Below are 19627 nucleotides of genomic sequence, written 5' to 3' on the forward strand. Positions count from 1 at the left end.
AAGGACTCCTCTCCCGGACGTCAGTCGTCGTAGTGGACCCAGTAGCGGCCGGCGACGAAGTTGACCGCCGTGAAGCCCGCGATGACCAGGAAGAGCACCCAGGCCAGCGCCGAGGCGTATCCCATCTGGAGGTCGGTGAAGCCCTTCTTGTACAGGTAGAGCGAGTACAGCATCGTCGAGTTGAGCGGTCCGCCGGAGCCGTTGCTGATCACGAACGCGGGGGTGAACGTCTTGAACGCGTCGATGATCTGGAGGACCACGTTGAAGAACACGATCGGTGTGAGCAGCGGGAGCGTGATGCGGAAGAAGCGGGTGACCGGGCTCGCGCCGTCGATCGCGGCCGCCTCGTACACGTCCTGGGGCAGTTGCTTGAGTCCGGCCAGGAAGATGACCATCGGGGTGCCGAACTGCCAGACCGCGAGCAGGACGAGGGTGTACAGGGCGGTGTCGGGGCTGGAGATCCAGTCCTGGCCCTCGATGCCGAACCAGGCCAGGAAGTCGTTGAACAGGCCGTCCCCGCCGAACACCTGCCGCCACACGATGGCGATGGCGACCGCGCCGCCGAGCAGCGAGGGCAGGTAGAAGGCGGCCCGGTACAGGCCGATGCCCCTCAGGTCCCGGTTGAGGAGCATCGCCACGCCCAGCGCGAGCGCCAGCTTCAGCGGTACCGACACCACGACGTAGACGAGGGTGGCGTGGACGGAGTCCCAGAAGACCGGGTCGTCGGTGAACATCCGCTCGTAGTTGTCCGCGCCGACCCAGCGTGCCGGGGTGAGCAGGTCGAAGTCGGTGAAGGACAGATAGAGCGAGTCGAGCATCGGATAGACGGTCAGCCCGAACAGCCCGACGAACCAGGGGGCCAGGAAGAGGTAGGGCCACCATCCGCCGCCCCGCCGTCTGGCGAGGCGCCTGCGCATCCGTTCGCGCTCCCGCTGGTCGGAGGGTGCGGCGGCGGCCACCGCCTCCTTCACGACCACGTCACTCCGCGTGGTGGTCACACTCATCTCCCTGGCCCGACTTCCTTGTACTCGAATCGCGCGGCCGGTCGACTCCCCAGGGGCGCGGGGAACCGCGCGACCAGCCACAACACACCAGCGGACAGGCGACGGCCTAGCCGCCCAGAATCCCCTCGGCCTGATCGAAGAACTCCCCGAGCTGCGCCTTGACCGACTTCTTCCCGAAGGCGACCGCGAGGTTGGACTGGAACAGCAGGTCCCAGATCTGGTCGGCGCCCTGCGGCGGCGGCGCCGGTGCCGGCAGCGCGTCGGCGGCCCCGGACACCCGCTGCGCGATGTAGTCCGCGTTCTCCATGTTCAGCTTGTCCGTCTCGGTGAGGCCGGAGGCGATCAGATCGCGGGCCTTCGCGGTCGGCGGGATGCCCCGCAGCAGCTGCATGTCCTTGATCGCGGTCTCGTCCTGGGCGAAGAAGTCCATGATCTTCGCCGACTCGGCGACCCGCTTGCTCGCCTTGGTCGCGCTGAGCAGCACTCCGCCGTTGACGAAGTTCCCTTCGACGGCGCCGGAGAAATCGCCCTGCGGGGTGGGCAGGAAGTCGAGTTGGGCGTCGGTGATGGAGCCGCCCGCGCCGTAGACGCCGGAGTCGAAGGTGAACAGGGCCTTGCCGATGACGACCGCGTTCTTGGTGAGGTCGTTGTGCGCGGCGGAGGTGACGGCGGGCGCCGGGCAGGCGTTGGCCTTGCGCAGCTCCGCCCAGTACTCCCACCACTGCTGGAGGGTGTCGGCGGTGAAGCCGAGCTTCGTGCCGTCCTCGGAGAAGAAGGTCTCGCCGTGCTCGCGGGCGTAGACCTCGAAGGCCTGGAGGGTGCCGCCGCCTCCGTCGTCGACGCCGTGGGTCTTGCCGCCGCTCTTCTTGTACACCTGGGTGGCGATGTCCCTCAGGTCGGCCCAGGTCCATTCGCGGTCGGGGAGTTCCAGGCCCAGCTCCTCCAGGCCGCTGCGGTTGACGGTGAGCTGGTTGACGCCGATGCCGGAGGGGACCCCGTAGAGCTTGCCGTCGACGGTGCCGGCGGCGAGGAGCGTCTTGGAGAAGCCGGTGAGGTCGAGCGAGGTGCCGACGTAGGAGTCGAGCGGGGCGAGGACGCCCTTGCGCGCGTACTGGGCGACCAGCGCGGTGTCCATCTGGAGCAGGTCGGGGGCGCTGCCGCCGGCGATGTTGGTGTTGAACTTGTCGAAGTACCCGTCGTAGCCGGAGTAGGTCTCCCGGATCTTGATCTTCGGGTTGTTCTTCTGGAAGGAGGCCAGCGCCTTCTTGTAGGCCGCGTGCCGGTCGTCGCTGCCCCACCAGGTCATGGTCAGTTCGCTGCTGGTGCTGCCGGCGCCGGTGCCGCCGCCGCAGGCGGTGAGGGCGCCGCCGAGCGTGCCGGCGACGGCGAGGCCGCTCGCGGTGCGGAAGAGGGTTCTGCGCGAGATCTGGTGACCCACCGGGTCCTCCCTGGATGTGCGTGACGGATTGCCCGCGGGCCGGTGCGGCCCGGAATCCTCGTGGATGGCGCCTTCCGGCTCGCCGCGACCTCGCCCGGTCGCGCGGCCCTGAGAGGCGGGGGTCACGGGCCGTCGTCGCGGCCCGGTCCGGACGAGCACGCCCTCGTCCGGCTCGCCGTAGCTGAGGTACGGCGCGCAGCCCCGCCCCGAACCGGGTCCCGCCGGTTCAGAAAGCGCTTGTCCGGACATTGGCAGAAGCGGCCGGAGTCCGTCAATGGCTGCTCCGGTCCGCACCGGTCACGGTTTGGATTCCGCGGGCCACGGCGAGCCGGGCGGCGCCGACGACGGTGCCGCTGTCGCCGAGGGCGCTGCTCACGACGTCGGTGGGCCAGCTCAGCGCGGCCAGTTCGGCGCGGACGCCGGGCAGCAGCCGGGGATGCGCGCCGACCGCGCCGCCCAGCACGATCAGGCCCGGGTCCAGGACGGCGGCGACGGCGGCGGCGAGCCGGCCGATGTCGGCGGCGTGCCGGGCGAGCACCCGGTCCGCGGTGGCCGAGCCCTCGTCGGCCAGGGCGAACAGCCGCTCCGCGGTGCGCGGGCGGGGCCCGTCGGCGTCCCGCCACGCCTCGGCCGCGCGCCGCAGCAGGGACGCCACGCCGATGTGCTCCTCCAGGGCCTCCCGGCGCGGCGCGCGGCCGTCGTCCCAGGGGTAGGGCAGCCGGGCCACCTCGCCGGCCGCGCCGTTGGCGCCGCGCAGCACCCGGCCGCCGATGACGATGCCGAGGCCGATCCCGACGCCGATGCGCAGGTAGCCGAAGGTGTCGCGGCCGAGGGCGGCCCCCTCGTGGAGTTCCGCGAGGGCCGCGCAGTTGACGTTGTTCTCCAGGTGGACGGGGACGCCCGGCGGCAGCGCCACGGCCATGGCGTCGAAGACGGGGCCGGCCTTGGCGGTCGCGGGCCGCATCCCGGTGCCGTCCCGGCCGAGGGTGGTGACATCGCCGACGGCGACGACGATGGCGCGCAGCGGAGCATCCGCGGGCAGTGCGGCCAGGGCGCCGCGTACGGTGTCGGCGGCCTCGGCGCGGGAGCCGTCGCCCTCGGCGAGCAGGGTGCCGTCGAGGGCGCAGCCGCGTACCCGGGTCCGGTCGGGGCCGAGGTCGACGGCGAGGACGGCACCGGAGGCCGGGCCCAGCCGGTAGACGGCGGCGGAGCGGCCGACGGCACCGGCGGCGGTGCCGGAGTGGGCGGCGAGTCCGACGGACTCCAGCTCGGCCACGGCGGAGGACACGGTCGGTTTCGACAGTCCCGCGTCCGCCGCGAGCCGGGGCCGGGTGGCGGCGGACGCCCCGGCCAGCACGGCGAACACCGCACGCGCGCTCTCGCTCAGGTCCATGGTCTCCCCCAGGTCGTGCCGTGGCCGTCCGGTGTGGATCGTCCGGCCGCAAGGATCGTCTGGCTGTGGGCCGAGGGGAATCCCCGGCCCGTCGGCACCGGGATTTCCGCGCCTCTTGACGCACTCTACTTCGTTAGTTAACTTCCTAACGAACTCGGCGGTACTCGCCTGCCGCACTCCCCCGAGGCCTGTCCCGAGGCTTCCCGACCGGCTTCCCCCCTTCTGTCCAGGCACGGTTCGCCCGCCGTCGCCGCTCCTCGCGACGACGAAAGAGAATCCGTGCAGGACGCACCCCTCCGGTCCCCGCTCGTGGTCGGTATCGACGTGGGCGGGGCCAAGACGCATCCGCGCGCGGTCGCGGGCGCCGACCTGGTCGCCGACCGTGTCCGCAGCGGCTCCGACTGGCGGCCGCACGACCCCGTGGCGGCCGCCGCACGGATCGCCGGTCTCGTCGCCGGGGCCCTGCCCGACGGACGTCGGCCGGACGCCGTGGCGGTCGGCGGCCACGCCTGCGAGACCGCGCGCCAGTGCGAGCTGATCCGCACCGAACTGCGCCGCCTCCTCGACGTGCCCGCGCCGGCCGTCGGCGACGCCGAACTGCTCGTCCCGGCGGCGGGCCCGACCCGGGGCGTAGGCCTGGTCGCCGGCACGGGTTCGGTCGCGGTCGGCCGGACCGCCGACGGCCGCCCGCTCCAGGTCGGCGGGTGGGGCGCGGCCCCAGGGCGGCGCGGCCGGGATCGCGCGGGAGGCCGTACGCGCGGTGTGGGCGGCGCACGACCGGGGCGAGGCCCCAGATCCGCCGGCCGAGGCCCTCCTCGGCGCCTTCGAGGTGCCCGAGGTGCCCGCGCTGAGCGCCGCCCCTGGAGTCCGCCCGCGACCTGTCCGCCGAGTGGGGCCTGCACGCGCCCGCGGTGTTCACGGCGGCCGGGGCCGGCTCCGCGCCCGCCCGGTCCGTGATCGCCGAGGGCGGCCGGTCGCCGGCCGCGCTGGTCGGACGGCTCGCCTCGCGCGGGGTGCCGGTCGACGACGTGACGGTCGCGGGCGGCATGATCCTCGCCCAGCCCACGCTGTACGCCTCCTTCGTCACCGCCCTCGCCGAAAGCGCTCCACAGGCCATGCCCAGACGCCTCACAGCGCCACCGGTCAACGGGGCGACAGCGCTTTCCCGTTCACTTCTGCGACAGCGACCGGTCGCCGGATGATCCCGCGACCGACACAACTCGCCCGTAGATCTTCGCTGGTACGACTCGACCCTCCGTGAACGCCCCTGGTGCGGTTCGCCGTCGCACCCGGCCACGGGGTGCGCGGATCCGTCGAGTCGCTCCCCTTGTCCCCCTCCCGGCCGCAGCGCCGAAGAGCTTCAGAGAGGCAGTCGTATGCCGTCCACCGCCGGGCCCCGTCCCCTCCCCTCGGTCCGCGAAGTCCCGCTGAACAGAAGGGGTTTCCTCCGGACCTCCCTGGGCGCCACGGCCGGAGTGCTGGCCGCGCCCACGTTCGTCACCTGGCTGGCCGCGGCGGACGCCAAGGCCGCGGCCGGCGCCGCCGCCCTCGTCGACGACTACCGCACCAACGTCGTGGCCAACCTCACCGCCGACACCAACGCGGTGGTCCGCGTCCTCGGCGGCTTCGCCGAGATGTGGCGGACCGGGGACGCCTGGAACACCGGCACCCCGCTGACGCGTGAGGTGCTGCGCGCCAACGTCCGCCACTGCGTGCGCGTGACGACCACACGGACGGCGGAGCAGGCGAAGGAGGCCTTCGTCGTCGACCGTCAGCACCAGAGCTACGCGATGATCGCCGGCCTCGGCCCGCTCGCCGGGCTCTACCGCGAGGGCGCCAGGGCGGTCACCTCCATCACGACCGCCCCCGACTCCACTCCGGCCACCACCGTCAGCGACGCGATACCCGCCGACGCCCCGGCCGGATCGGCGCTCGGCGCCGGCTCGTACTCCTCCGAACTGGGCAAGGTGGCCCAGCTGGTGGACACCCTGCGCGGCCCGTTCGCCTCCGGCAACCCGTCCAAGTTCGCCTACCAGTACCCGCGTCCGTGGCGCATGAACGAGGACAGCCAGGTCGTCGACACCGGGCGGAAGGACGCCCTCGGCTACCCCGTGTACGACTCCGAGGTCGTCGTCGCCCCGCAGCTGCTGCGGCAGCGCGGCACCAACCCGGCGGAGGACGGCGGCTTCCCGAGCGGTCACACCAACGCCCTGCACCTGGCGGGGCTGGCCTACGCGTACGCCGTACCGGAGCGCTTCCAGGAGCTGGTGACCCACGCCCTGGCCCTCGCCGACACCCGCATCACGGCCGGTATGCACTCGCCGGTCGACGTGATCGGCGGCCGGGTCATGGCGACCGCGCTCGCCGCCGCCGCGCTCGCCGACCCCGCGAACGCGGAACTCAAGGCCGCGGCCCGCGCCCAGGCGCTGGCCTGGTTCCAGCAGCGCACCGGCCGTACCGCCGACGAGCTGTACGCCTACGCGCACTCCGCCGACCGCGCCACCGACCCCTACGCCGACCGGGCCGCCAACGCCCGCTCGGTGCGCCCGCGTCTGACCTACGTCCTCCCGCGTCGCGGCCGTGACCTCCCGCTGACCGTCCCCAAGGGCGCCGAGGTGCTGCTGGAGACGCGGCTGCCGTACCTGGACGCGGCGCAGCGGCGCGCGGTGCTGGCCGGGACCGCGCTGCCCTCCGGGTACGTCCTGCTGGACGGGCCCGAACAGTGGGGGCGGCTGAACCTGTTCGCCGCCGCCGACGGGTACGGCACGTTCGACACCGATGTGACGGTCACACTGGACGCGGCGGCCGGCGGCTTCCACGCGGCCGACAGCTGGCGCAACGACATCGACGGCGAGGGCGGCCTGACCAAGCTCGGCACGGGCACGCTCACCCTGACCGGGGACAACGACTACCGCGGCGGGACCGTCATCGCCGGCGGTGTGCTGGTGGCCGCGTCGTCCCGGGCCCTGGGCCGGGGCGAGGTGCGGGTGACGGCGGCCGGCACGCTGGAGGTGGCCGAACCGGCCCGCGTCGAGGGCGGTTACGTCCAGGACTCCGGCACTCTCCGGGTCGCGCTGCGTGCCGGACGCACGCCCGCCCTGCGGGTCCGGGGACGCGCCCGGCTGGAGCGGGGCGGCACGCTCGCGCTGCGCCTGGACGCCGAGCGGCCGCCGGCCGCGGGCAGCACGGTTGTGGTGCTGCACGCCTCGGCGCTGCGCGGCCAGTTCGACCGGATCGAGCTGAACTCCGCCTCCCTGCGGGCCGTACCCGTCTACACGGCGGAAGGTCTGTCGGTACGACTCCTGAAGCGGTGACACCGTCGGTGGCGGGAGCTGGTGCACAGTAGGCCCATGAGGCACCGCACCACCGCTCCCGCCGTCCTCGGACCGTGTCCACCGCGGGGCGGATGATGGCGAGCGAACTGGACACCCGGCCCGGCCCGCCCGCCGTCCGCGCCGGCCCCGGGCGGCACCGCCCGCGGTGGGCGGTACCGCTCCTGGTGGCCCTGCTGCTGGGCCAGATGGCGGTGGCGATGGTGACGACCGCGGTCCGGCAGACGCCGACCATCGACGAGCCCGTCTACGTGGGCACGGCCGCCTCCTACCTCCACGAGCACCGGCTGCGCCTCAACCCCGAGCATCCGCCGCTCGGGAAACTCGTCGTGGCCGTCGGTGTGGCGCTCGCCGATCCGCGCTACGACGCCTCCTTCGAGGGCGACCAGGGGCAGGTGGGCCGTCATCTGCTGTACGGGTCCGGCAACGACCCCTGGCGGCTGATGCTGCTGGCGCGCCTGCCGATGATCGTGCTGACCCTGCTGTTCGGGCTGGCCGTGTTCGCCTTCGCCCGTGAACTCGCCGGTCCCGCGGGCGGTCTGACGGCTCTGGCCCTGTACTCCTTCTCCCCCGACCTGATCGCGCACGGCTCGCTGGCGACGCTGGACGTCCCCGCGGCCGGCTTCCTGCTGACCTCGGTGTGGCTGCTGTGGCGGGCCCGGCTGCGGCCCCGGCTGTGGCTGCCGCTGGCCGGGGCGGCGCTGGGCGCGGCCCTGGCCACCAGGATGAGCGCGCTGGCCGCGGTCCCGGTGCTGGCGGGGCTGGCCGCGGCGTCGGCGTGGTGGGCGGCGAAGGGGACGGACCGGCACGGGGCGGCGCGGCGGGCCGCCGTGGGCGCGGGCGTCGTGCTGCTGACCGCCGTCGCCGTCGTCTGGGTCACGTACCTGGTGGTGGACCCCCGGCTGCGCTGGGCGCCGGAGCAGCCGGTGCCCGCCGTGCGCGGGCTGCGCGGACTGGCCGTGGAGGCGCTGCCGCTGCCGGAGGCGTACAGGGACGGGATGCGGATCCAGTTCGCCTTCGAGAACCACCCCTGGCAGGGCTTCCTCTTCGGGCGGGTCTACACCGGCTCGCTCTGGTACTACCTGCCGGCCGCGCTGCTGGTGAAGACACCCCTGGGCATGCTCGCGCTGTGGGCGGCGGGCACGGTGGCGGTCCTCGCGGTACGGCGGCTGCGGCCGGCGGCACCGTATCTGCTGGTGCCCACCGCCGTGCTGCTGGCCGCGGCCATGCAGGGGGCGCGGGACTTCGGGACGCGGTACGCGGTGTTCGTGCCGATGTTCCTGGCGGTGGCGGCGGGCTGCCTCACCGCGGTGGGACACGGCCGCCGGGCGCGGGCGCGCACCGGGGCCGTGACGGCGGCGCTGACGGCGTTCGTGGCGGTCAGTTCGCTGCGTGCCTTCCCCTACTACCTGCCGTACTCCAACGAGGCGTTCGGCGGTCCGGCGAAGACCCATCTGCGGCTGCACGACGCGGCCGTGGACTGGGGCCAGGATCTGGGCCGGCTCGCGGACCGGCTGCGGGAGCGCTATCCGGGCGAGCGGGTCTGGCTCGTGTACAAGGGCAGCGGAGTGCCGTCCTTCTACGGCATCGACGCCGCCGACCCCCGGACCGTGCCCGCGCGGAGGGTGCGCGGGCTGCTGGTGGTGTCCGACACCTCGGTCGCCAAGGCGACCGGCCCACTCGCCGAGTTGATCGACACCAGTCGTCCGATCGATACGGTCGGCCATTCGATCACGATCTTTCGCCGATGATCGAAGTGCGCCCTTGCCTGCACCGCCGCCTTCAACCTCCTGACCAGCACAGTGTGTGAGCTATGTTGAGGCACTGTGGAAGACAAAGGAGGCGCACCCGTGCCATCGCCGCAGCAGGCACGCGCGCAGGCATCCGCCATCACCTCGGGGAAGACCGCTCCGGAGACGGAGGCTTCTCCCACTTCCCAGCTCAGAACGGTCTTCGACGGCCCCCATCTCTCCCCGGGCCAGCGGCGGATCGCCCAGTACCTGATCGAGAACATCAACGAGGCCGCGTTCCTGTCGATCACCGATCTCGCCGAGCGGGTGGGGGTCAGCCAGCCCTCGGTGACCCGGTTCGCCGCCGCGGTCGGCTTCAGCGGTTACCCGGCGCTACGGGAGAAGCTCCAGTCGGTCGCGCTGGGCGCGCTGGCGGGCGGCCCGGCGGCCGAGGAGAACGGCAGCAACGAACTCCAGGCGGCGGTCGACGCCGAGATCGACAACCTGGAGAACCTGCGCCGCGACTTCGGCGACCCCGACCAGCTCATCGACCTGGGCCGCAAACTGTCGGAGTCGACCCCGCTGACCGTCCTGGGCCTGCGCATCTCGGCCTCGCTCGCCGAGTACTTCGCCTACGCGGCACGACGGATCCACCCCGACGTCAGGCTGGTGACGCGGGGCGGCAGCGTCGCCTACGACGCCCTGTTGCAGTCCCGCGAGGCCGGCGGCACCTGGGTGCTGGCGTTCTCGATGCCGCGGCACGCCCAGGAGACGCTCACGGCGGTGCGGGTGGCGCGCAGCGCGGGCCTGCGGATCGCCCTCGTCACCGACCTGGCGCTCGGACCGGTGGCCGACTCCGCCGACGTCGTCCTCGCCACCGGCACCGGGTCCCGGCTGGTCTTCGACTCCTACGCGGCACCCGGCGTGATGGCCGCCGCGCTGCTCCAGGCCATGACCGACGCGGACCCCGAGCGCACCCAGGCCCGGCTGGAGGAGTACGAGCACATCTCCGACCAGCACCAGTTCTTCCTCAGGGACTGAGGCCGAGGGCCGGTCAGCGGGACCGGCAAGCGCTTGCGCGACGGATACCAAACCCGGTCACACGGAACCCATCCGCCACTTTTCGAGCATGAATGTTTTCATACGCCTTGCAAAGCGGACGGCATATATAAATACTGCTCCACGCCGCACCCGCCCGTAGCAAGCCGTCGGTTCCGCTCTTGCGCACGTCACCCCATCCGTCGTGCGCTCTCCGTCGGCCCCGCGGGCACCGCGACGGGCACCCTCAGCCGCCGTCTCCTACCCGCGTCGGCGCCGAGGGCGCTCACCCGGGCGGCCCCGGTCATCCCCTAGGCCGGGGCCGCCCCGCCCCCGTCGGACCACCCTCCCGACGCCGCAGACCCGGAAGCGATCACCATGACCCTGATGACCATGCGCACCACCTCGGACTGGCCCTGCCAGGTCAAGGCCCCGGGCACCTACGACTGGGAGCGCTCGGCGGCGAAGTGGCTGCGGGAACTGGTTCCGGCGCGCTACGCCAGCTATCCGGCCCTGCTGCGCCACCCGGTCCTGCTCGCCCGTCACGCACAGCTCCAGGTCCAGCAGGAGATCCGGGTCGCCCGCACCGCGCTCCAGACCGCCCGCGCCGACCTGCCCGGGCTCGGCATGCCCGAGGCGGTCATCGAGCACACGATCAAGATGTACGCGGCCGAGGTCATGCAGTTGCAGCACATCGCCCGCAGCGTGCGGGTCGTCACCCAGGCCCTGGTCGAGCGCCGCTGACCCCCCGCCGGTCAGTCGTCGTGCCGGTGCCACCAGTACCAGACGGCGCCCGCGACGAGGGCCAGCAGGAACACGACGGGCAGCACGAGGCCGGGGACACGGGAGCCGTTCATCGGGGAGGGGCCTTCGGGTAGGAGCGGGCCGGACGCCGGTCGCGCGGCCCCGGCAGCCAGGGTGACGCACCGTGACACACCGTCCGACCGGTTTTCCCCGCCCCTTGCCCGGTGTTCGAAGAGCCGTCCGGGACGCGTCAGCCGCCCGCCGCCGTGCGGGACTCCAGGGCCAGCCGGGTGTCGTCGCCGTAGACCCCGTCCTCGTCGCCGCGGACTCCGTACCAGAGCTGGAAGCGGGCGACGGCCTCGGTGAGGGTGGTGTCGTACCGGCCGCTGGTGGAGCCGGGGACGTAGACGTCCGGGACGCTCAGCAGGCGCCGCTGGAGCTCGGCGACCTGGGGGCCGCTGTCCCCCTCGCGCAGGATGCCCGGCGCCTCGGGATCCGGGGCGGCCGAGCCGTCCGGGGCCGGCGAGGCGGCCGCGGGTGGAGCCGGCGCGGCGGCGCCGCCCCGGCCCTCGGCCCCGTCCCGCGGCACGAGGAGAGCGCCGCCGAATCCGGCCAGCGCGGCGACCGTCACGGCCGCCGCGATCACGACGCGGGACACCGCGGGCCCCGAGTGCGGCCGCCCGGGTGGGGCCGCCGGGACGACGGGCAGCTCCTGGGTGTCGTCCTCGGCGCCGGATTCCGGGGCCGGCGGGGCGACGGACTCGTAGCCGTCCGACCTTCCGTGCGGCTCGTCCGGTTCACGGAAAAGGTCGGCGAGGGCGTCGGTGCGGCGGGGGCGCAGGACACGGGCCGGTTCGAGGGGCGGGCCGTCGTTCTCCACGTTGCGGTTTCCTTCCGTCCCGTACGCGGGGGCGAAAACACTCCGCCGAGTGATACGGCTCCCCCACCTCCAGGGTTCACCCCACCCCCACACCAGCAAACGATCGATACGCTCAATTGGGCCGAATATGTTGAGCGTTTGATCGAATCCATGCTAGAAACCGCCGTCATGACGACTCGTTGGTCACGACGCGGCTTTCTGACCGTGAGCACCGCTACCGCCCTCGTCCTGTCCCTTCCCGCTCCGAACGGCGCCGCCGCTGCCACTGCCGCTGCCGCTGCCGAGGAGGCGGACGAGTTCGCGACCCTGCGCGCCAGGTGGCGCACGCTGATCCTCGGCGAGGGCTACAGCCCCACCGCCGAACCGTTCAGGACCCGGCTCGCCGAACTGGGCAGCACCGCCGAGCAGTTGCGCGCAGCGATGGCGCCGGCCACCGGCTCCCTGTGGCCGGACCTCGTGTACGCGGACCCCGAACCCGACACCGACCAGGAGTCGTACGGCTACTCCGGCAATCTCAACGCCAGTTACAACCGGCTCAACGCACTCGCCCAGGCGTACAGCCGGCCCGGCACGGGAGTCACCGGCGACAGCGCGCTCCGCGACGCCGTCCTCACCGGCCTCGACCACCTGCACACCGAGGTGTACAACGCGAACCAGACCCGCTACGGCAACTGGTACAGCTGGCAGATCGGCGCCCCGCAGGCCCTGCTCGACATCTGCGTCCTGATGTACGACGCGCTCACCCCGGCGCAACTGGCCGCCCACTGCGCGGCGGTGGACCACTTCGTGCCCGACTCCGCGGTCGCCCAGTACACCGGCACCAGTACCGGCGCCAACCGGGTCGACCTGTGCCGGGTGCTGGCGCTGCGCGGCATCGTCGGGGACAGCGCGGCGAAGGTGGCGCTGGCCCGGGACGCCCTGTCCCCCGTCTTCCCGTACGTGACCTCCGGGGACGGGCTGTACACCGACGGCTCCTTCATCCAGCACACCACCGTGCCCTACACCGGCACCTACGGGTCCGTACTCCTCGGCGGACTCGGCCTGCTGTTCGCGCTGCTCAACGGCTCGACGTGGGCCGTCGCCGACCCGGGGCGGCAGATCGTGTTCGACGCCGTGGAGAACGCCTGGGCGCCGTTCCTCTACAACGGGCTGGTCATGGACGGCGTGTCGGGCCGCGCCGTCAGCCGGGGCCTGTCCGCGTCGGACACCCAGCAGGTCCAGCAGGACGACCACCTGCGCGGCCATCCGATCCTCGCCTCGATCCTGCTGCTCGGGCAGGGCGCGAGCGCGACGGAGAACGCCCGCTGGCGGGGCCTGGTGAAGGGCTGGCTGCAACGCGACTACTACAGCCCGCCGATGAACAACCGCTCCCTCGGCCTGCCGCAGCTGGCACGCCTGAAGTCGGTCCTGGACGACACCGCGGTCACGGCCGTCGCCGAGCCGACCGGGCACCGTCTGTTCACCAGCATGGCCCGCGCCACCCACCGCCGCCCCGGCTGGGCGGCCTCGCTCAGCATGGCCGACCGCAGGATCACCTACTACGAGACCGGAAACGGCGAGAACCTGCGCGGCTGGCACACCGGCTCCGGAATGCTCTACTGGTGGGGCGACACCTTCGGCAACGGCCAGTACAGCGACGCCTTCTGGCCCACCGTCGACCCCGCCCGGCTGCCCGGCACCACCGCCTCGCGCAAGGTTCTCGCGGACGCCGCCGGCGGCGACTGGGGTGCCTCCCTGCCCGACGTGAACTGGGTGGGCGGCACCACCGACGGACAGCGGGCATCGGTCGGGCAGTACCTCAAGGGCCTCCAGTCCACGCTGCTGGCGAAGAAGTCGTGGTTCTTCCTCGACGACACGGTCGTCTGCCTCGGCGCGGGCATCCGCTGCTCGGACGGCGCGGCGGTGGAGACCACCGTCGAGAACCGCAACCTCGGCCCCACCGGCAACACCTCCTTCTCGGTGGACGGCGTCACCAAGCCGCTCGCCCACCCCTGGTCGCAGACGCTCACCGGCGCCCGCTGGGCGCACCTCGGGGGCCACGGCGGCTACGTCTTCCCGGGCGGCGCGACGGTGAAGGCGCTGCGCGAGGCGCGCGACGGCCGCTGGAGCGACATCAACAAGGGGGGCTCCACGACCGTACTGAACCGCAAGTACCTGACCTTGTGGTTCGACCACGGCACCGACCCGGCCGCGGGCTCCTACGCCTACCAGCTGATGCCGGGCGCGACGGCGGCGCGGACCCAGGAGCGGGCCGCCGACACCGGCTGGCTGACCGTCCTCGCCAACACCGACCAGCAGCAGGGCGTGGCGGTGCCCTCGCTCGGCTTCACCGCCGTGAACTTCTGGTTCGCCGGGACCGTGGGGGGTGTCGTGGCGAGCAACCCGTGCAGCGTGCTGATCAACGAGCGGGGTGACGGCACCGCGGTGATCTGCGTCAGCGACCCCATGCGGATGCAGGCGGGTCTGGCCCTGACCTGGAACCGCCCGGTGGCCGAGGTGCTCTCCCGGCCGGACACCGTCACCTCGACGGCGACCGGCTCCTCGCTCCGGCTCACCTTCGGGGACCTGAGCGCGACGGCGGGCGTCACCCAGCGCGTGACCGTCAGGCTCGGCTGAACATCCCGTGCAGGGACGCCTTCATCGCCGTCACGAAGGCGTCCCGCACCTGCGGGTCCACCGCGTCCAGCGACAGATACGGGTTCAGGTCCTCCAGCTCCACCAGCAGCAGCTCACCGCCCGGGGCCCGGCAGGCGTCGACGCGCTGGACGCCGTGGCCGAGGCCGTTCCAGTCCACGAAGCGGCGGGCGAACTCCAGGTCGGCCCCGGTCGGCTCGTAGGGCCGCAGCTCCCAGCGCCGGGCCGGGTCGGGGGTGTGCAGGGCGTACTGGAAGTGGTGGTCGACGAAGTAGAAGGAGACCTCGTAGGCGAAGTCGACGCGGGGCTGGACGAGGACACCGCCGTCGGCCAGTTCGCGGGCCCGGTCCGCCGGGACGATCTCCAGTCCTCTGGAGTCCGCGCCCAGCTTGGGCTTGACGACGTAGCGCTCGGCCGCGGGCAGCAGGGAGAGGTCCTCGGGCCGGTCGACGGTCGGGATGACCGGGAAGCCCTGCGCGGTGAGGTCCAGCAGGTACTGCTTGCCGGCCATGTCGCCGCGCCCGGAGAGTTCGTTGTAGACGAGCGCCCCGGTGTCGGCGGCCCGGCCGCGGAACGCCTCGTACGCCTCCGGGTAGTCCAGGACCGGCCCGCTGTTGCGGACCACGACCGCGTCGAAGCCGTCCATGAGCGCGACCGCCTCCCGGGGATTGCACAGCGCGAGGTCGAAGTCCTCGCGCAGCCGGGAGGTGAGGAGGATGTCCTCGTCGCAGTAGCGGCGCCCGCGCGCCGGGTAGGCGAGGTCGGAGACGTACAGCAGACGGCGGCGGGCGGACGGCATACGGGCTCCTCGGGGCGTGCGGGAGGCGATCGTAGACAGACCGCCGCGCCCCGAACAAATGTCCGCTCACGGCGTCACAGTCCGGCCGCCCACAGCTCCCGCCTGTCGATGCCCGCGAGCCCGCGCCGCACCGTGCGCCGCGGCCCCGGCTCGATTCCCGCGTACGAGGGGACGGCGAGGACCCGGCAGCCCGCCGCCTCGGCGGCGGTGACGCCGGTCGGCGAGTCCTCCACGGCCAGACAGGCGGCGGGGTCGACGCCCAGGGCACGGGCGGCGGCCAGGTAGGGGTCGGCGGCCGGCTTGGTGCGCGACGTCTCGCCCGCGGCGACCGTCACCCGGAACCGGTCCGCGCCAAGCGGTTTCAGCGCGGCGTCGACGACCGGACGGGTGGACGCCGAGACCACCGCTGCGGGGATCCCCTCCCCGGACAGGAGGTCGAGGAGTTCCGGCGCGCCCGGGAGGACGGTGGCCTCCAGTTCGACGGCCGCGAGGAAACGGGCCTCCAGTTCCTCGGCGAGCCGCTGCGGCCGCTCGGGGTCGAGCAGCGCCGCGGTGTCGGCGGCCGAGCGGCCGAGGGCGCGGTAGATGTCGTCGGCACCGAGGCCGGGCGCGGCCTCGCGGACCGTGCGCAGCCAGAGCGACTCGGTGTCGACGAGGGTGCCGTCCAGGTCGAGCAGGACGGCGTGCGGGGCGGCCGCGAACGGCCGTCCGTCGAGGGCCCAGTGCCGGTCGGGGTGGCGGCCGAGCGCGGCGAACACCTGGGCGGCGACGTCGGCGTGGCCGAGGGGGCGGGCCGGCGGGCCGATCCCGGGGCCGGACGCGGCGAGCCACGCCGTGCGCTCCTCGGGGGTGCGGCTGCCGTGGCCGCCCGCGTCGGCGTGGCCGTGATCGGTGACGACCAGCACGGTCCAGCGCTCGTCCGCGTACGAGGGCCGGGAGCGGACCGCGGCCAGCAGCCGCCCCAGCCGGGCGTCGGCCCTACGGATCGCGGCCTCGTACTCCGCCCCGCAGCCGAGGACGTGCGCGGTCTCGTCGGGCGCGCCGAGGTAGACGAAGGAGGCCGCGGTGTCGTCGCGCGCGTCGGCGAGGACCCGCGCGGCGGCCTCGGTGATCCGTTCGTCGCACTCCTCCCACGCCTCGGGCGTGTCCGCGGCCGGCGAGACGTACACCGAGTGGGAGGGGGCGGCGAACAGCGGGCCGCCGTCCCGGGCCTGCATCAGGGGCTGCCAGCCCGCCGCGACGAAGGTCCGGCGGCCGTCCTGGACGGCGAGCCGGGTCGCGAAGTCGGGGAAGACACCCAGGCGGTGGCCGGTGAGGTCGTTGCTCCACACGCCGTGCCGGGCGACGGTGACACCGGTGGCCGCGGTCGCCCAGCAGGGGCCCGACAGGGTGGGCGTGTCGGCGTCGACCTCGACCGGGACGAGGAAGCCGTCCCCGGCCAGCGCGTCGAGGTGCGGGGTGGGCAGCCGGGTCAGGGTGTCGAGGCGTACGCCGTCGATACCGACGACCAGGACGCGGTGTGCTGCGGCTGACATCGAGGTCCTTTCCCGCTGCGGGGGTTCATCAGGCCGAGCGGTTCAGTTCGTCGGGGGCCACCGGGTGTGCCAGGGGCTGTCCGTGGGCGATGCGGGCCACCTCGTCGACGGCGCGGTCGGTCATCCGGCCGAGTTCGTTGCCGAGGGAGCCCGCGATGTGCGGGGTCAGCAGCACATTGGGCAGGGTGTACAGCGGGGAGTCGTGCGGGGGGAGTTCCGGTTCGGTGACGTCGAGCACCGCGTGGATCCGGCCGGTCGTCAGGTGGGCGAGGAGTGCCTCGGTGTCGACCAGGTCGCCGCGGGAGGTGTTGACGAGGGTGGCGCCGTCCTTCAGCAGGGCCAGGAGGCGTCCGTCGAACATGTGCCGGGTCTCGGGGAGTTGGGGCGCGTGGATCGACACCACGTCGCTTCCGCGCACGAGTTCGTCCAGACCGACGCTCCGGACGCCGAGCGCCTCGGCCTCACCGGCGTCGACGTAGGGGTCGTACAGGAGGACGTCGAGGTCGAACGGGCGGAGCAGTTCGATCACGCGGCGCCCGATGCGGGAGGCGCCGACGACGCCGACGGTGCGATGGTAGTTCCCGTGGCCGCTGTAGTCGGTCAGCAGGTCGGGGTGGGTGCGGGTGGCGGCGTAGTCCCGGGCGGCCGCCAGGACGCGCTTCCCGGCGAACAGGATCGCGGCCAGGGTGAATTCGGCGACCGGCAGGGCGTTCGCGGCGGCCGCGGAGGAGACGACGATGCCGCGGCGCCAGACGGCGTCGGTGACATGGTGCTTGACGGAGCCCGCCGCGTGCACGACCGCGCGCAGCCGGGGCATCAGGCGCAGCGCGTCCTCGGTGAGCAGAGGGGCGCCCCAGTGGGTGAACAGGACTTCGACTGGGGCCAGTTGACGAGGGTCGGCGGTGGCGAAGTCGTTGACCGCGGTCGCCGTGTCGACCCGGGCGACGGAGCGCAGACCGTCCAGCGCCGACTCGGCGAGGAGCCGGCGGTGGATCCCCTCACCCATGGCGAGGACGGTGTGGGGTCGGGCGTTGCTGTTCAGGGGGGTTCCTTCCGGTGCGGGCATCGTCACTTCACCGCGCCAGCGGTCAGCCCGGAGCGCCAGAAGCGCTGGAGGCAGACGAAGGCGACGATCAGCGGGACGACGGCGACGAGGGAGCCGGTGATCACGAGCGAGTAGAACTCGGGCTGCTGCTGGGTGACGCTGTTCCACATGAACAGGCCGAGGTTGACCGGGTAGAGCTGTTCGTCGTTGAGCATCACCAGGGCGCCGAAGAAATTGTTCCAGCTCGCGGTGAAGGAGAACAGGAAGATCGTCATGAAGCCCGGTGCCAGCATGGGCAGGCCGATCCGGGCGAACAGGCGCAGTTCTCCGGCGCCGTCGACCCGCGCGGCCTCCAGGACCTCACCGGGGACGTAGCCCTCGGAGAAGACCCGGGCGAGATAGACGCCGAAGGGGTTGACGAGGGCGGGCAGCAGCAGCGCCCAGTAGGTGTTGACGACGCCCGCCTTGGTGGCGAGCAGGTACATGGGCAGCTGGATGACCGTGGTGGGGACGAGGACACCGCCCAGCACCAGGGCGAACAGCTTCTCCTTGCCGCGGAAGTCGTACGTGTCGAAGGCGTATCCGGTGGCCACGCAGAGCAGGGTGGAGACGGCGGAGCCGACGACGGAGTAGAGGAGGCTGTTGCCGAACCAGCGCAGATAGATGCCGTCGTTGAAGGTGAGGACGCGTTCGAGGTTGGCGAACAGGTTGAAGTCGCCGAACGAGAAGCCGGCGGTGGCGAAGAGGTCACGGTGGTTCTTGGTGGCGGCGACGAGCAGCCAGCTGACCGGCATCAGGGTGTAGAACGCGGCGACGACCAGGAGTCCGTTGACGACGGTCCGGGAGAGCAGTGCGTTCGGGCCGGGGCGGCGGGCCGTGCCGGTGCGGCGGGCCCGAGCGAGGCTCGGTTGGGGGGCCGTTGCCGTGTCGGCGTCGGTGTCGGTGTCGGTGTCGGGGGTGAGGGTGCTCATTGCGCGGCCTTCCAGCGGTTGCCGAGCCGGGTGACGAGGTAGGAGAGGGCGACGCCGAGCGCGGCGAGCATCAGGGACGCGGCGGCGGCCAGGCCGTAGTCGTGCTGCACGAAACCGGCCTTCCAGATGTAGAGGGTCGGGGACCACTCGGTGTCGATGGAGGGTGCCCCGCGCTGGTTGAGGAGCTTGGGCTCGGTGAAGATCTGGATCGCGCCGACGCAGGTGAACAGCACGGTCATCACGACCGCGGAGGCGATCATGGGGATCTTGATCCGGAGGGCCGTGCGCAGGGCGCCGGCGCCGTCCACGACCGCCGCCTCGATCACTTCGCGCGGAACGGCCTGGAGCGCGGCGTAGAAGATGACCATGTTGTAGCCGGTCCACTGCCAGGCGGTCAGGTTGACCAGGGACGTGAGCACATGATCGCTCCGGTAGAAGTCCCAGGACCCGCCGAGCGCGCCGATCCAGTCCAGCACCGGGCTCAGGCCCGGTGTGTAGAGGTAGATCCAGATGATCGAGGCGATCAGTCCGGGGATCGCGTGCGGCAGGAACAGGGCGAGCTGGAAGAAGCGCTTGGCGCGGGCGAGCGCGGAGTCCAGGAGCAGCGCCAGGGCCAGCGAGCCGCCGATCATGACGGGGATGTACAGGGCGCAGTACAGGGCGATGTGCCCGAAGGAGGCCCGGAAGCCCGGCTCGGACAGGGCCTTGGCGTAGTTGGCGAACCCCGCGAACACCCGCTCGGTGCCGCCGAAGCCGAGCCCGGAGGAGCGTTCCTGGAACAGGCTCATCCACCCGGCGTAGGCGATGGGTGCCGCCATCACCGCGGCGAACAGGACGAAGAAGGGGACGATGAACAGGGCCGCGGTACGGCGCTGACTGCGGCGCAGCCGGGAGGCGCCGGAGGTGCGGGGCGCGGGAGCGCGTGCGGCCCGGGGGCGCACGGCTGGGGCGGACGGTGCTGCCACGGGTACTCCTTGGCGGGGGCGGGGCGGGGCAGGGCGGAGGCGGTGGGCGCTGGTGGGCGCGGGGCCGCCGGTGCGGGTGGGGCTCCGTCCCTCCCGGCGGTCCTGCTGTCGTCGCTTCG

14 protein-coding genes and 1 pseudogene are annotated in these 19627 nt (G+C 72.9%); 6 read left to right on the forward strand and 9 right to left on the reverse strand.

Annotation, left to right across the window (positions count from 1 at the left end; genetic code table 11):
* Positions 1 to 20 precede the first annotated feature (20 nt).
* The 3 genes from AB0E07_RS16765 to AB0E07_RS16775 form a co-directional block, all read right to left on the reverse strand.
* Positions 21 to 998: a sugar ABC transporter permease gene (locus tag AB0E07_RS16765; RefSeq protein ID WP_362251633.1), complete on the reverse strand. Its 978-nt coding sequence runs from the start codon at positions 996 to 998 to the stop codon at positions 21 to 23.
* A 112-nt stretch (positions 999 to 1110) separates the two neighbouring features.
* The gene (locus AB0E07_RS16770; RefSeq protein ID WP_362251636.1) at positions 1111 to 2442 is read right to left on the reverse strand and encodes an extracellular solute-binding protein; all 1332 of its coding nucleotides are present in this window, start codon (positions 2440 to 2442) and stop codon (positions 1111 to 1113) included.
* Between the two features lie 271 nt (positions 2443 to 2713).
* A complete protein-coding gene (locus AB0E07_RS16775) occupies positions 2714 to 3835 on the reverse strand; it encodes an ROK family transcriptional regulator (protein WP_362251639.1) in 1122 nt (373 codons plus the stop codon).
* Positions 3836 to 4114: 279 nt separating this feature from the next.
* On the opposite strand from AB0E07_RS16775, the pseudogene AB0E07_RS16780 reads away from it, so the two are divergent.
* From AB0E07_RS16780 to AB0E07_RS16800, 5 genes and pseudogenes are all read left to right on the forward strand, one after another.
* Positions 4115 to 5037 (forward strand): annotated as a pseudogene (locus AB0E07_RS16780) (BadF/BadG/BcrA/BcrD ATPase family protein).
* 174 nt (positions 5038 to 5211) lie between these two features.
* Entirely contained in the window at positions 5212 to 7149 is a 1938-nt protein-coding gene (locus AB0E07_RS16785; RefSeq protein ID WP_362251642.1) for a phosphatase PAP2 family protein, read from the forward strand.
* A 95-nt stretch (positions 7150 to 7244) separates the two neighbouring features.
* A complete protein-coding gene (locus tag AB0E07_RS16790) occupies positions 7245 to 8918 on the forward strand; it encodes a phospholipid carrier-dependent glycosyltransferase (protein WP_362251926.1) in 1674 nt (557 codons plus the stop codon).
* 99 nt (positions 8919 to 9017) lie between these two features.
* Positions 9018 to 9938, forward strand: a complete 921-nt coding sequence (locus tag AB0E07_RS16795) for a MurR/RpiR family transcriptional regulator (RefSeq protein ID WP_362251645.1) — start codon at positions 9018 to 9020, stop codon at positions 9936 to 9938.
* Positions 9939 to 10313: 375 nt separating this feature from the next.
* Positions 10314 to 10679 (forward strand): hypothetical protein, encoded by a 366-nt coding sequence (locus AB0E07_RS16800; protein WP_362251648.1) that lies wholly within the window; start codon positions 10314 to 10316, stop codon positions 10677 to 10679.
* A gap of 250 nt (positions 10680 to 10929) precedes the next feature.
* Here AB0E07_RS16800 and AB0E07_RS16805 read toward each other — a convergent pair whose 3' ends face one another.
* Positions 10930 to 11559 (reverse strand): peptidoglycan-binding domain-containing protein, encoded by a 630-nt coding sequence (locus AB0E07_RS16805; RefSeq protein ID WP_362251652.1) that lies wholly within the window; start codon positions 11557 to 11559, stop codon positions 10930 to 10932.
* Between the two features lie 168 nt (positions 11560 to 11727).
* Here AB0E07_RS16805 and AB0E07_RS16810 point away from each other — a divergent pair, with 168 nt between their 5' ends.
* Positions 11728 to 14175 carry a polysaccharide lyase 8 family protein gene (locus AB0E07_RS16810; RefSeq protein WP_362251655.1) on the forward strand — a complete coding sequence of 816 codons (2448 nt, stop codon included), beginning with the start codon at positions 11728 to 11730 and terminating at the stop codon, positions 14173 to 14175.
* On the opposite strand, the gene AB0E07_RS16815 is transcribed toward AB0E07_RS16810, so the two are convergent.
* The 5 genes from AB0E07_RS16815 to AB0E07_RS16835 all read right to left on the reverse strand — a co-directional run bounded on the left by AB0E07_RS16815 (position 14162) and on the right by AB0E07_RS16835 (position 19508).
* A complete protein-coding gene (locus AB0E07_RS16815; RefSeq protein ID WP_362251658.1) occupies positions 14162 to 14992 on the reverse strand; it encodes a hypothetical protein in 831 nt (276 codons plus the stop codon). The two genes, AB0E07_RS16810 and AB0E07_RS16815, sit on opposite strands and share 14 nt — an antisense overlap.
* A gap of 74 nt (positions 14993 to 15066) precedes the next feature.
* Positions 15067 to 16527, reverse strand: a complete 1461-nt coding sequence (locus AB0E07_RS16820) for an HAD-IA family hydrolase (protein WP_362251661.1) — start codon at positions 16525 to 16527, stop codon at positions 15067 to 15069.
* Positions 16528 to 16555: 28 nt separating this feature from the next.
* Positions 16556 to 17533 (reverse strand): hydroxyacid dehydrogenase, encoded by a 978-nt coding sequence (locus AB0E07_RS16825; RefSeq protein WP_362251664.1) that lies wholly within the window; start codon positions 17531 to 17533, stop codon positions 16556 to 16558.
* 62 nt (positions 17534 to 17595) lie between these two features.
* Positions 17596 to 18366 (reverse strand): carbohydrate ABC transporter permease, encoded by a 771-nt coding sequence (locus AB0E07_RS16830; RefSeq protein ID WP_362251929.1) that lies wholly within the window; start codon positions 18364 to 18366, stop codon positions 17596 to 17598.
* Between the two features lie 173 nt (positions 18367 to 18539).
* Entirely contained in the window at positions 18540 to 19508 is a 969-nt protein-coding gene (locus AB0E07_RS16835; protein ID WP_362251667.1) for a sugar ABC transporter permease, read from the reverse strand.
* Between the last annotated feature and the right edge of the window lie 119 nt (positions 19509 to 19627).

The organism is Streptomyces sp. NPDC048002, assembly GCF_040653275.1.
Taxonomy (GTDB): Bacteria; Actinomycetota; Actinomycetes; order Streptomycetales; family Streptomycetaceae; genus Streptomyces.

Coding starts and splice junctions, on each gene's coding strand:
- AB0E07_RS16775 (WP_362251639.1), bottom strand. CDS start 3,835: ATGGACCTGAGCGAGAGCGCGCGTGCGGTGTTCGCCGTGCTGGCCGGG.
- AB0E07_RS16785 (WP_362251642.1), top strand. CDS start 5,212: ATGCCGTCCACCGCCGGGCCCCGTCCCCTCCCCTCGGTCCGCGAAGTC.
- AB0E07_RS16790 (WP_362251926.1), top strand. CDS start 7,245: ATGGCGAGCGAACTGGACACCCGGCCCGGCCCGCCCGCCGTCCGCGCC.
- AB0E07_RS16800 (WP_362251648.1), top strand. CDS start 10,314: ATGACCCTGATGACCATGCGCACCACCTCGGACTGGCCCTGCCAGGTC.
- AB0E07_RS16810 (WP_362251655.1), top strand. CDS start 11,728: ATGACGACTCGTTGGTCACGACGCGGCTTTCTGACCGTGAGCACCGCT.
- AB0E07_RS16815 (WP_362251658.1), bottom strand. CDS start 14,992: ATGCCGTCCGCCCGCCGCCGTCTGCTGTACGTCTCCGACCTCGCCTAC.
- AB0E07_RS16820 (WP_362251661.1), bottom strand. CDS start 16,527: ATGTCAGCCGCAGCACACCGCGTCCTGGTCGTCGGTATCGACGGCGTA.
- AB0E07_RS16825 (WP_362251664.1), bottom strand. CDS start 17,533: ATGGGTGAGGGGATCCACCGCCGGCTCCTCGCCGAGTCGGCGCTGGAC.
- AB0E07_RS16830 (WP_362251929.1), bottom strand. CDS start 18,366: ATGCCGGTCAGCTGGCTGCTCGTCGCCGCCACCAAGAACCACCGTGAC.